Annotated in this window: 10 protein-coding genes; 6 read left to right on the top strand and 4 right to left on the bottom strand. The window is 69.7% G+C overall.

The genetic code is table 11. From position 1 onward, the window contains the following. Positions 1–186: 186 nt before the first annotated feature. Positions 187–414 carry a hypothetical protein gene (locus A4R44_RS37865; RefSeq protein ID WP_067591968.1) on the bottom strand — a complete coding sequence of 76 codons (228 nt, stop codon included), beginning with the start codon at positions 412–414 and terminating at the stop codon, positions 187–189. A 189-nt stretch (positions 415–603) separates the two neighbouring features. Here A4R44_RS37865 and A4R44_RS37875 point away from each other — a divergent pair, with 189 nt between their 5' ends. From A4R44_RS37875 to A4R44_RS37890, 4 genes are all read left to right on the top strand, one after another. Further along, positions 604–1,602 carry an alpha/beta fold hydrolase gene (locus A4R44_RS37875; RefSeq protein WP_067591974.1) on the top strand — a complete coding sequence of 333 codons (999 nt, stop codon included), beginning with the start codon at positions 604–606 and terminating at the stop codon, positions 1,600–1,602. Positions 1,603–2,069: 467 nt separating this feature from the next. Beyond that, positions 2,070–3,869, top strand: a complete 1,800-nt coding sequence (locus A4R44_RS37880; protein ID WP_232791961.1) for an alpha-L-fucosidase — start codon at positions 2,070–2,072, stop codon at positions 3,867–3,869. A 9-nt stretch (positions 3,870–3,878) separates the two neighbouring features. Further along, a complete protein-coding gene (locus A4R44_RS37885; RefSeq protein WP_067591980.1) occupies positions 3,879–5,750 on the top strand; it encodes a beta-N-acetylglucosaminidase domain-containing protein in 1,872 nt (623 codons plus the stop codon). Positions 5,751–5,761: 11 nt separating this feature from the next. After that, the gene (locus A4R44_RS37890) at positions 5,762–7,591 is read left to right on the top strand and encodes a beta-galactosidase (RefSeq protein WP_107648948.1); all 1,830 of its coding nucleotides are present in this window, start codon (positions 5,762–5,764) and stop codon (positions 7,589–7,591) included. 507 nt (positions 7,592–8,098) lie between these two features. Here A4R44_RS37890 and A4R44_RS49610 read toward each other — a convergent pair. Beyond that, positions 8,099–8,254, bottom strand: coding sequence for a hypothetical protein (locus A4R44_RS49610; protein WP_093574558.1), 156 nt, complete (start codon positions 8,252–8,254; stop codon positions 8,099–8,101). Positions 8,255–8,507: 253 nt separating this feature from the next. On the opposite strand from A4R44_RS49610, the gene A4R44_RS37900 reads away from it, so the two are divergent. After that, a complete protein-coding gene (locus tag A4R44_RS37900) occupies positions 8,508–8,879 on the top strand; it encodes an STAS domain-containing protein (protein ID WP_067591986.1) in 372 nt (123 codons plus the stop codon). 118 nt (positions 8,880–8,997) lie between these two features. Next, complete coding sequence (locus A4R44_RS37905; RefSeq protein WP_067591988.1) at positions 8,998–9,960, top strand: TIGR03557 family F420-dependent LLM class oxidoreductase; 963 nt, start codon at positions 8,998–9,000, stop codon at positions 9,958–9,960. Positions 9,961–10,018: 58 nt separating this feature from the next. On the opposite strand, the gene A4R44_RS37910 is transcribed toward A4R44_RS37905, so the two are convergent. Together A4R44_RS37910 and A4R44_RS37915 are read right to left on the bottom strand one after the other, a co-directional pair. Further along, positions 10,019–11,110, bottom strand: coding sequence for a Vms1/Ankzf1 family peptidyl-tRNA hydrolase (locus tag A4R44_RS37910; protein ID WP_067591991.1), 1,092 nt, complete (start codon positions 11,108–11,110; stop codon positions 10,019–10,021). A 34-nt stretch (positions 11,111–11,144) separates the two neighbouring features. Next, positions 11,145–12,437, bottom strand: coding sequence for an NAD(P)/FAD-dependent oxidoreductase (locus tag A4R44_RS37915; RefSeq protein ID WP_067591995.1), 1,293 nt, complete (start codon positions 12,435–12,437; stop codon positions 11,145–11,147). Positions 12,438–12,453 lie beyond the last annotated feature (16 nt).

The following is a 12,453-nucleotide window of genomic DNA, read 5'->3' on the forward strand; positions in this document are numbered from 1 at the left end:
CTCCGGCATCGGCTCCGGCATCGGCACCGGCACCGGTGGGCGGAGGCGGTGCCTTCGGCCGGCTGCCAGCGCGAATTCCGGTGAGCGTGCCTGGCCCCGGCCGGAAAGGCCCGGCTTCTTGCCGGGTGCTCCGCCGGGTGAAAAGCGGTTACCCCGGCTTTTCCGGCCGGGGTAACCGCTTTTCCCTCAGTTCGTGTGCGAGATTTCGATGTAATGCTTGCCGTTCATGGGAATGCACTCGGCACCGTCGACCGTGGGGTCCGGCGGCAGGGCGCGCAGTGCGTGGACGCAGTCGTCCGGGGTTTCGTAAGGCCCTTTGTATTCGAGGTGGCTGGCGAACGCGGTGCCGCTCAGCAGCAGCGCGCCGCCGGTGGCAGCGAGGCAAACGGCAGCTGTGGCCACGAATTTCCGCATGTGCGATCCCTCCGGTTCCGGCGGTCGCGCCGACCGCCTCTGCACCATCGCTACCCTCGCCGGGGCGCGGCGAACCGGTTCCTGCCTGTTCGGCTACAAGGAATTGATCGAACGGGCATCGGACGCAACCCCTTGCCGGAACGGCAAGTTTCCGTGCCAGCGCCGGTCCCGGCCGGTGAAACTGACCGCATGATCACCGCATCCCGGCTGGTGTCCCGCTCTGTCGCGGCACTTGCCCTGTCCCTCTTGCTCACGATCGGCAGCGTGGCCTGCGCCGCCCCTCCTGCCGAGCCTTACGCCGCCGCCACCCAGAACGATCCCGCGTTCCAGAGCGCCTTCCGGCACGAATTCGCCGACGTCGACGGCGTCCGCATGCACTACGTCACCGGCGGCAGCGGCAGCCCCGTCGTCCTGATCCACGGCTGGCCGCAAACCTGGTACGGCTGGTGGCCGGTCATGCCGGAGCTCGCGAAACAGCACACTGTGTACGCGATCGACCTTCCCGGCTTGGGGGACAGCACCGGTTCGCCCAGCGGCTACGACAAAGCCACCTTGGCGCGCTATGTGCACACCTTAATGGCTTCGCGGCTCAACGTCCGGAACGCTGCCGTCGTGGGCCACGATTTCGGTGCTGCCGTGGCATTCCAGTACGCGAGCCAGTTTCCTGGCGATACCGCGCGTCTCGGCTATTTCGATCTGCCGCTTCCCGGGCCCGCGATCAATGCCGCTGCTTATCGGACGTTGAGCTGGCACATCGCCTTCCACTCCCAGCGCCGCGTTCCCGAAGCGGTGGTCGGCGACGATGTGCGGGAATACCTCGCGCTGTTCTATCCCCAGGTTTCCTTCGGCGGGACTGCTTTCGGCGGGACCTCGGAGCGGTCGCCGTTCACCGATGCGGAGGTCAATGAGTACGCCCGGACCTACAGCCGTCCCACAGTCTTGTCCGGGGGTTTCGAGCTTTATCGGGCGCTGGACAAGGATGTCCGCGACACCGTGGCGGCGGCGCCGGTGAAGGTGCCGACGTTGCTGCTGACTGCTCAGGGCCAGCTCGACGCCATTCGGGCCACGGTGGCTCCGCGGGTGACTGACATCGTCCAGGCGGCGGACGTGCCGCATGCGGGGCATTGGCTGGCGGAGGAGAATCCGCAGTTCGTGGTGGGACAGCTGGCGCGCTTCCTGAACGGCTGACCGCGGCCGGGCGTCGGTTGTGTCCACAATGGATACCGAGCCGCCGGATGAACCCTGGTGACCACAGCGGGGGCGGGCATCTGCGTCGTCTGGCCAGGGTTCTTCCGCAACCCGGTGCACGCGGCTCGGCCAGGAGCCCAGGACGACGATCGCGAACGCCGTGCGGAGAAAATTCCTGTCCATATGAGGTAGCACTCCTGGTCGCCGACGAGCGAATCCCCGGCGGACGGTCACGACGTCGCGCGCACGATCGGCACGGTCCTGCCCGGTGAGCCATCAGATCACTCGGCCTCCGCCGCGCCCTCGGCCAAGCCACGAGCGCGAGGCTTGGAACAGCGCTGATCCAAGCCTCGGCGCTCGGGTGAAAGCGGGACCTCCTCCGCCGATCAGGTCTAGACATCCGATGGATGCTCGACTTACGCTCCCCGCCGTCACCGTTCGGTCACGGATCCGACAGGAGGACCGCCGTGTCGATTCCCGCGAGCCTGGCGCTTGCCGCGGTACTGGCGGCCGGGGGACCGGCCGCTCCCGCCGTCGCGCGAACCACCGCCTGCCATGGACCGATCCGTCCGGCGGCGATCCAGGCCGTGCGGTCGTGCGACGGCATGGACCGGATCCTCGCCAAAGCCGCCGCGACCGTGCCGCGGTCCGGGCAGATTGCCTGGCAGCAGCGGCCGGTCACCGCGTTCACGCACTTCGGCATGAACACCTTCACCGACCGGGAATGGGGTTCCGGCGCGGAAAAGGAGTCGACGTTCGCGCCCACCGCCGTCGACACCGACCAGTGGATGCGGTCGATGAAGGCGGCCGGCGCGACGCAGGTGATGCTGACCGCGAAGCACCACGACGGGTTCGTCCTCTATCCGACGCGCTACACGAATCACTCCGTCGTCGCGAGTCCGTGGTGGGTCACGCCTGGGTGTGCCGACGACGCGGTGACCAAAGCCCGTGCGGCGGCGCAGAACGGGAGGGTGCGGGATCCGTCCGCATACTGGCAGGTCCGCGCCGCCGGGTGCGCCAATCCGCGCGGCGATCTCCTGCGCGGCTACGTCGATTCCGCGCGGAAGGCCGGGCTGAAAGTCGGCGTGTACCTGTCGCCCGCGGACGGCGCTGAGCTGCCGAAGCAGTTCTTCGCGCAGCAGGTGAAACGGGTCGAGGCGAAGGTCGCCGCCGGACAGCCGTTGAGCATCGAGGAGCAGGCGACTTACGACGACCGTGCCAACACGCCTGCTGGCCAGGGACGGTACGGCACGGGCAGCGCGGCGAAGGTCCGCACCATCCCGTCGCTGGTCCCGAACGACGACCGTGCCGCGGCGCTCGCCGCCGGGAAGCTGCCGAAATTCACCGTCACCGAGGACGATTACAACATCTACTACCTGAACCAGGTCTACGAGCTGTTCACCCAGTACGGCCCCATCGACGAGCTGTGGCTGGACGGCGCGAACCCCTGGCGCGGCAACGGAATCAGCGAAACCTACGACTTCGCGACCTGGTTCCGGATGATCCACGCGCTGTCGCCGGACACGGTCACGTTCGCCGGACCGGCAGGCGTCCGCTGGGTCGGCAACGAGAAGGGCCAAGCTCGCGAGAGCGAGTGGAGCGCCCTGCCGGCCACGGGATATCCGAACACCGCGCACAACGAGGAGTTGTTCGTCGGCGGCGCGGAGGGTGGCGACCTCGGGTCGCGGCAGGTGCTCGCCGACCCGTCCGTGCGATACCTGGAATGGGCGCCGGCCGAAGCTGACGTGTCGATCCGGCCGGGTTGGTTCTACCACCCGGACGAACAGCCGAAGACGCCCGCCCAGCTCGTGGACCTCTACCGCGCCTCGGTCGGACGCAACGCTTCGCTGTTGCTGAACGTTCCGCCCGGCCCGGACGGTCGCGTCGCTCCGGCGGATGCCGCCGCGTTGGCGTCCTTCGGGCAGGCCATCGCCAGGACGCAGGCCGAGAACCTCGCCGCCGGCGCGCGCGGACTGGATGCGGTCACGGATTCCTCGCTCACCACCTCGTGGTCNNNNGTCGCCTTCGACCAGATCCGGCTGGGAGAGGACATCACCCGCGGTCAGCACGTCGAAGGCGCGACCGTGCAGGCCGAAGTGGACGGTTCCTGGCGCACGATCGCGACCGTCACCACTGTCGGAGCCAACCGCCTCGTCACCCTCCCGTCCCCGGTCACCGCCCGCCACCTGCGCGTGGTCGTCACGCAGTCGAGAGCGACGCCGTACCTGGCTGCCTTCGCGTTGTACCGCACTGTCCCCGCCGCCTGAGAGGAAGTCATGACTCTACGCCGCAGAGCCTGGCTCGCCGCTGTCGTCGCGACGAGTGCCCTCGCCGTCGTCCAACCGGCTGCTGCCAAGCCGGGTCCGGTACCGGTGGTTTCCCCGACACCGCAACAGATCAACCGCGACGCCGCCGACGTGACGCTGCCGTCCTCGGTGGTACTGGTCACGGACGGCACCACGGACGGCCCGGCCAAAGAACTGCTGATCTCCCTGGTGAAACAGCACGGAGTCAAGAAGATCAGCACGGGTCCGCAGCGCGGGTTCGTCATCCGGCTCAGCAACGGCGGGGACGCGCCAACGCAGGCGGAGGGCTATTCGCTCGCTGTGCGGCGCGACGGCGTGACAATCAACGGCCGCGACGGTGCCGGGCAATACTACGGCGTGCAGACGTTGCGGCAGCTGTTTGCCCGAAATGGACACGGCTGGGCATTGCGCGGTGTCGCGGTACGAGACTGGCCCAACATGGCGCTGCGCGGGTCGATCGAAGGCTTCTACGGTCCACCGTGGACGAACGACGACCGGGTGCGGCAGATCAAGTTTCTCGGCGAGACCAAGGCGAACACTTACATCTACAGCGCGAAAGACGACGCGTATCTGCGTGCGCAGTGGCGAGATCCGTATCCGCAGCTGGAGCTGGACGCGCTCGGCCAGCTTGTGCGCACGGCGAACGCGAACCACGTCGACTTCACCTACGCCCTGTCTCCCGGCGTCTCGATCTGTTTCTCGTCGCCGCGGGATGTCGCCGCGGTGAAAGCGAAATTCCAGGCGGTGTACGACCTCGGCGTGCGTTCGTTCTCGCTGCCGTTCGACGACATCTCGTACACCAAGTGGAATTGCGCAGGCGACCAGGCGGCGTTCGGCGCACCGGGCCAGGCTGCCGCGGGCAAGGCCCAGGTTTCGTTGCTGAACGAGATCACCGAGAACTTCGTGCGGACGCACGACGGCGTCCGTCCATTGCAGACGGTTCCGACGGAGTACAGCGATCTCAAGGATTCGCCGTACAAGACGCAGCTGCGGGAGAACCTCGACCCGTCCGTAGTCGTGCAGTGGACCGGCACCGCGGTGGTGCCGCCGAGCGTGACGAACGACGAAGCGCAGCAGGTCTCCACTGTGTACGGGCGGAAAGTGTTCCTCTGGGACAACTATCCGGTCAACGATTACGAGCAGTCCGCCGGACGGCTGCTGCTCGCGCCTTACGCACATCGCGAAGCGGGGCTGGCCCAGTACCTCAACGGGATTGTCTCCAACCCGATGAACCAGGAAGCGGCCAGCGAGGTCGCCGAGTTCGGTGTGGCCGACTTCTCCTGGAACGACGCGGGCTACTCGCCGGAGCGCTCATGGCCGCAGGCGCTGGCGCGGCTCGCGGGCGGCGACCGACGCGCGACCGCGGCGCTGAAGGTGTTCGCGGACCTCGAACACTTGGCACCCGTCTTCGGACCCGCACCGTGGCAGCCTCAGGCACCGGTGCTCGCGGCAACGGTCGCCGATTTCTGGCGGCACTGGAACGCCGGTGACCACCGTGCTCTGGGCAGACTGCGCTCATACGCCGAACAGATCCGCAATGCTCCGACCGTGATCCGGGGCGGGCAGGTGCAGAACGCGTTCGTCAGCGAGGCCGGTCCGTGGCTGGACGCGACCGCGCTCTGGGGCGAGGCGACACTGACCCGCCTGGACGCATTGGCCGCAGCCGCCCGCGGTGACGACGCGAAGGCCCAACGCCTGACCGCAGCCGCGGACGCGCTGGTCAAGCGGGCGGAAGCGGTGAAGACGGGCAACAGCAACCGGTGGGGCGTGCGGCAGGCACTCGTCGGCGACGGCGTGCTCGACGCATTCCTCGTCCAGGTCCGCGCGGCGACGGCCGGCTGAGCGGGGGAGGGATGGACGTGAGCAGGAGGAGCTTCCTCGGCGGCGCGGCCGCGGTCGCCGCGAGCACGGTGTTCGCCGGACCGGCGGGCGCGGCGGGCCGCCGCGGGCTGAGCGTGTCCGGCGACCAGTTCTTGCTGGAGGGCAAGCCATTCCAGATCGTTTCCGGCGCGATCCACTACTTCCGGCTGCGCCCGGAGCAGTGGCACGACCGGCTGTCGCGGCTCAAAGCGCTGGGCCTCAACACTGTCGAAACCTATGTGGCCTGGAATTTCCACCAGCCGAAACCCGGCCGGGCCGATTTCCGCGGCGATCGCGACCTCGCGGCCTTCATCCGGCTGGCCGGGGAACTCGGTTTCCAGGTCATCGTCCGGCCGAGTCCCTACATCTGCGCGGAATGGGAATTCGGCGGTCTGCCCGCGTGGCTGCTCGCCGACCGGAACATGGAGCTGCGCTGCGCCGATCCGGCTTACCTCAAGGCGGTCGACGCGTGGTACGACCAGCTGATCCCGCAGCTCGCCCCGCTGGAAGCGCGACACGGCGGGCCGATCGTGGCCGCGCAGATCGAAAACGAATACGGCAGCTACGGCAACGACACGAGCTATCTCGCGCATTTGCGGGACAGCCTGCGTTCACGCGGAATGACAAGTCTCCTCTTCGTCGCCGACGGTGCTTCCGAATTCTTCATGCGCTTCGGTGAACTGCCCGCAACATTGGAGGCCGGGACCGGCGACGGCGATCCGGCGCCGAGCATCGCCGCGCTGAAAGCCTTCCGTCCCGGAGCGCCGGTCATGATGGCCGAGTACTGGGACGGCTGGTTCGACCACTGGGGCGAGCCGCACCACACGACGGATCCCCGGCACACGGCCGCCCACGTCGATCAGCTGCTGGCGACAGGTGCGTCGGTAAACCTGTACCTGGCCTGCGGCGGCACCAACTACGGATTCACCGCCGGAGCCAACACCTCCGGTCCGCACTACCAGCCGACGGTGACCAGCTACGACTACGATTCGCCGGTCGGCGAGGCAGGCGACGTCGGCGCGAAGTTCACCGCGTTGCAGTCGGTGATCACCAAGTACACCAAGCAACCGCTCGTCCCTCCGCCCGCCCGCTCGCCGCGCCTGCCCGCCCAGTCGGTCGCTCCGTCCGGCTCAGTGTCCCTTGTGGACTCTCTGCCAGCACTGTCCACAGTGGTCCGCTCGGCGCAACCGGTCGCCATGGAACGGGTGGGCCAGCCGACCGGACTGATCCACTACCGCACGACCGTGCAGGGCCCGCATTCCGGCCCGCTGAGCATCCACGGCCTGGCGGACCGCGCGCTGGTGTTCGCCGACGGGGTGCAGCTGGGGATCCTGGACCGCAACCGCCCGGACGCGACGCTGGAGCTGAAACTGGAGAAACCGAGGACACGCCTGGACGTCCTGGTCGACACCATGGGCCGGGTGAACTACGGCCCGCACCTGGCCGATCGCAAGGGCATCGACGGCTGGGTCGCGCTGAACACCCAGCAGAAACTGTTCGGCTGGGAGATCCGCCCGCTGCCCCTGGACGACCTGTCCCGGCTGCGGTTCTCCTCCGTCCAGCCTGGAGCCGGCCCGGCTTTCCACCGCGCGACCGCCCTGGTCGCCGAGCCGGCGGACGGTTTCGTCGCCCTGCCCGGCTGGGAAAAGGGCGTGGTGTGGCTGAACGGTTTCAACCTCGGCCGGTACTGGAAGATCGGGCCGCAGCAGACGCTGTACGCACCGAAGTCGTTGTGGCGGAAGGGGAAGAACGAACTGGTCGTGCTGGAGATGCACCATCCGGGGACGGCGATCGAAATCCGTCCGGAGGCAGACCTGGGCTGAGCGCGAGCCGTTGCGGCCGATAGCCGGGGATGGCCGCTTGACAACCGGACGAGGCTGGGCGAGGGCGGGGACCTGACCGGGGGCGCTGCTCCGCGGACAGCTCGGTCGTGCTGCGGGCGGGACCCCGCGCAGGCTTCGGCCGGTCGCGGAACAGCTTGGCGCCACGCGGACCACGGCGGATTCGGTGCGGGAACCGCTGGACGTGCTCGTGCCCGCCGCGACGGGCGGATTGCGGCACGGCGCTGATCGTGGGACCGGCGAAGAAGCAGAGCGCGGCCGAGGAGGTCGCGACGGTGTTGCGGGACCGGGAAATCGCAGGGATTCCGGACGCCGTCGCGAGGAACCCGGAATGGCGGAAGCGGTGTCGAACGCGAAGATCGATGCTGTCGGCGACCCGGCGAATTCGGTTCTGTGACTCGCTCGCGAACGGGGGCGGGCGGCGCTTGCCCGGACAAAGCGCACGCCAAGGCTCCCAGAGCCTTGGCGTGCGCTTCCGTAGCCGCGGGGTCAGAACCAATGCGCGCGGCCGCCGATGCGGCGTCCGGTCCCGCCGAGCACTGCCAGGATCGCGCCGATCACCACCAGGGCGATCCCGATGCTCCACAAAATCTGGATCGAGGTGATGAACCCGATCACGAGCAGAATGACGCCGAGAACAATCACGGGGAGAACCTCGTCTTTCTTCTCTCGGTGGGGAACGTGGCGTGCTCACTCCCGGATACCCTCACTCGGTCGAGTGAAACCTCGACTCGGGGGAGAATTCCGGAGCGGTGAATGTGTCACCGCGTTGAGCGGTTCGCAGGCAGGAACTAAGGCAAATGGCGCAAGGAAGCGCGCCGCCGCACCCGGACGGGCATCATGGGGTGGTGGCCGGGCCGTCTGCCCGGCAGGAGAGACCGAAGACGGGACCGTGCCGATGGACGAGCCGACCGACCCCAGCGCCGACCCGGCGCGCGAGTTCCGCGTCGAGCGGGAGGACCGGCCGCCGGTCGCGGTGCTCACGGTGCACGGCGAGGTCGACCTGGTCACCGCGCCGCTGCTGACCGCCGCGGTCGACGAGGCGCTCGACGGGGCTCCGCCAGTGCTGGTGCTGGACCTCGCCGCGGTGGAATTCCTGGCTTCCGCCGGGCTGACCGCGCTGGTGACGCTGACCGAGCACCGCGCCCGCGGAGCCAGCCTGCGGATCGTCGCGTCCGGCCGGGCGACGATGCGGCCCATCCAGCTCACCGGGCTGGAGCAGACCTTGCCGCTGTACCCGACGGTCGAGGCGGCGCTGGCCGGGTCCTGACCCGGAGGGACAGCACGGGTGAACCCGGCCCCGCCCGGGTACCCGGGCGGGAGAAGAGGTTCCGGGGCGGCCGCAGCGCTGGCGCCGCGAGCAGAACAGCCCGTCGAACGAGGAGACCATGCGCATCGGCTATACCTTGATGACCGAACAGACCGGGCCGCGCGAGCTGGTCGGCTGCGCGATCGCCGCCGAACAGGCCGGATTCGACTTCGCGGCCTGCAGCGACCACTATTCGCCGTGGCTGGCCGAACAGGGGCACGCGCCGTACGCGTGGAGCGTGCTCGGCGCGGTGGCCCAGGCGACCGGACAGCTCGAACTCATGACGCTCGTAACCTGCCCGACGATGCGGTATCACCCGGTGGTGGTCGCGCAGAAGGCCGCGACGGTGCAGTTGCTGTCCGAGGGCCGGTTCACTCTCGGGCTCGGCGCGGGGGAGAACCTGAACGAACGCGTCGTCGGCATGGGCTGGCCGTCGGTGTCGGTGCGGCACGACCGGCTCGCCGAGGCCGTCCAGATCATCGGCGGCCTGTTCGACGGCGGCACGTTCACCTACACCGGACGGCATTACCGGGCCGACGGGGCGAAGCTGTGGGACCTGTCGCCGACGCGGGTGCCGATCGCGATCGCGGTGTCCGGCCCGAAATCGGTGAAGCGGTTCGCGCCGGTGGCCGACGCGATGGTCGCGGTCGAACCGAAAGCGGAGCTGTGCGCTGAATGGGATCACGAGCGGGTCGGGCCGCCGACGCGCAAGATCGGGCAGCTGCCGGTCAGCTGGGACGCCGACCGCGGGGCGGCGGTCCGGCGGGCGCACGAGCAGTTCCGGTGGTTCGGCTCGGGCTGGCCGGTGAACGCCGAACTGCCGGGGCCGCAGGCGTTCGACGCCGCGACGCAGTACGTGCGCGAGGAGGACGTCGCGGCGGGGATTCCGTGCGGCCCGGACGCCGGGCCCATTGTGGACGCGGCGAAGCAGTTCGCGCGGGCCGGGTTCACGGATCTGGCGCTGGTGCAGATCGGCGGGCCGGAGCGGCAGCCGGAGTTCATGAAGTTCGCGCGGCAGGAGTTGCTGCCCGCGTTGCGCTAGCAGTCCGCGAAGGACACCGGGCCCGGACGCCGCGAGGGCGTCCGGGCCCGGCCGCGCGTCAGGGATGCCGCAGCAGCGCCCCGAATCCGTCGGTCAGGTCGAGCCGTTCGTCCATCACCACGACGTCCGCGCCGACCGCCACCGCCGCGTACGGCAGGGCTTCGTCCGCCCGCCGCCGGGCCGGGTCGGCCACGCCGAGCGCGTCCAACCGGGACTGGGCCACGCCGACCTGAGCCGGTTCGGAACCGGTGTACACACTGGCCTCGCCGGACTCGCCGACCAGCAGCGTCGCCACATTCGCCTCCGCCAGCGCGGCGGTGACGGCCGGCAATCCGCTGACCGCCAGCGCCGATTCGCGAGCGGCGTCCGCGCGGAAGCGGTCGGCCAGGTCGTCCAGCTCGCGCAACCGTTGCCCAGTCAGCAATTCGTGCACCGCGCGGTCCAGCTCGGCCCGGCCGGCGCCGGACGCGCGGCTGCCCGCGTCGACCTCCGCGGCGAGCGAGCGGGCCGGTTCGGGAAGGCGCTCGTGCAGGTCAGTGCGGGCCTGGATTTCGCCGGCCAGAACGATCGCCCGCGGCCGCACGCGTTCGGCGGTCTTCGCGATGTGGCCGGCGACTTCCGACAGGTTGTCGCGCGCGGTCTGCTCGGCGTGCGACTGGATGTCGCGGTGCGCCGGACCGCCGCCGCGGACCTTGTGCACCGGGTGTTCCCGTCCGCGCACGGTCTCGGTTTCCACACTGCCGTCCGGCCGGTGCACCTCGATGTCCGCACCGGTCCGGTCGACGAGCACCACCAGATGCGCGGGGGCTTCTTCGAGATGGCTCACGGCCGGCAGGAAGTAGGGCAGTCCGGAGAAACGCGCCTCCTGTGCCGGCGGCGGAGCCGCGAGCCGCCGGTCGAGCAGGACGCTGCCGTGCGCGGCGACGACGGTGCGCCCGGCCCGGCCGACCGGCGGAGGGCTTTCCTCCACCGCGCGCAGGACCGCCTCGACGCTCGGCCGGTCCGCGCCCTGGTCCGCGAGCGCGGCCTCGATCTCCTTGAGCCGCAGCCGCAATTGCTTGGCCGCGTCCTCGGTGTCGTGCGATTCGTCGAAGTGCACCGAGACGAACGGTCCGTCGGTCAGCAGCGCGCGCAGTTCGTGTGTGTCCATTTCGGATTCTTTCCTCCCAGCGTTCGGGGCGGCCTCACCGGGTCCGCGGCAGCTCGGGCGAGGCGGTGTCCAGCGGCACCTCGCCGGAACGGACGAGTCCCAGCTGGACAGTCTGCCGCCGGCCCGTCTTTTCCCACGCCCAGTCGGCGGCTGTGCGCAGGCGGTTCCCCGGCAGCGACAGCAGGTGGTAGCCGCGAGTCACCAGGCGCGCGGGAAGGCCCGCCAGCGGGACGTGCAGCGGATTGGCCGCGCCCTGGCCGGACCCGAGGTCGACCGCGAAGCCGAGGTCGTGGTGCCGGTACTTGCGCGCGCGGCCGGCGCCGAGCGACGCGGCGACGTTGTTCCCGGCCAGTTTCCCTTGCCGCTGAGCGTGTTGTGCGGTCATCGGGGTGGTTTCGCCGGGACGGGTCAGGTCGGGCACCGCTGCCGCGTCACCGCAGGCGAACACGTCGTCGCGCCCCGGCACGTTCAGCTCCGGCGTGACGACCAGCCGGCCCTTCACGGTTTCCAGGCCCAGGTCGGAGACCAGCGGATCGGGGCGGACGCCCACGCACCACACGAGCGTGTGCGCCGGGACGGCGTCGCCATTGGTCAGCGTGACGCCTTCGAGGTCCGCATGGTCGATCGAGGTCTTCATCCGGACCTCGACGCCCCGCTCGCGCAGCACCCGATCGGCGGTGGCGCCGAGCCGGGGGTCCAGTTCGGGCAGTACGCGTTCGGCGATGTCCAGCAGCAGCCAGCGAATCGGCTGGCCTTCGAGTTCGGGGTGGCGGCGCGCGAGAGCGGCGGTGAAGTCCGGGCCCTGCGCGGCGACCTCCGTGCCGGTGTATCCCGCGCCGACGACGACGAACGTGCACCGGGCGTCGCGCTCGGCCTGGTCGTCGGTCGCGGCAGCCAGTTCGATCTGCCGGGTGACGTGGTCGCGCAGGTACAACGCTTCGGGCAGACCGCGGAAACCGTGCGCGCACTCGGCGACGCCGGGGATCGGCAGCAGCTTGTTGACGCTGCCCGCGGCGAGGATCAGCCGGTCGTAGCCCAGCTTTCGCTCGCGGTCTTCGGGGTCGGTGTAGGTCACGATGCGGGCGTCGAGGTCGGCCGATTCGGCGGTGCCCAGCGCCAGCCGCACGCCGCGCAGAGTGTCTGGAATGGACACCGCGATGTGCCGGGGGTCGACGATTCCGCTGGCCACCTCCGGCAGCAACGGCAGGTACAGGAAATAGTCGGTCGGGTTCAGCACGACGATCTCGGCGCGGTCCCCGAGGGTGCGCAGCAGCTTCTTCGCGGCGTGGTATCCGGCGAACCCGCCGCCGACGATCACAACTCGCATGGGCGGCCTCCTTCCG

Origin of the sequence: Amycolatopsis sp. M39, from assembly GCF_001651785.1 — a bacterium.
Taxonomy (GTDB): domain Bacteria; phylum Actinomycetota; class Actinomycetes; order Mycobacteriales; family Pseudonocardiaceae; genus Amycolatopsis; species Amycolatopsis rubida.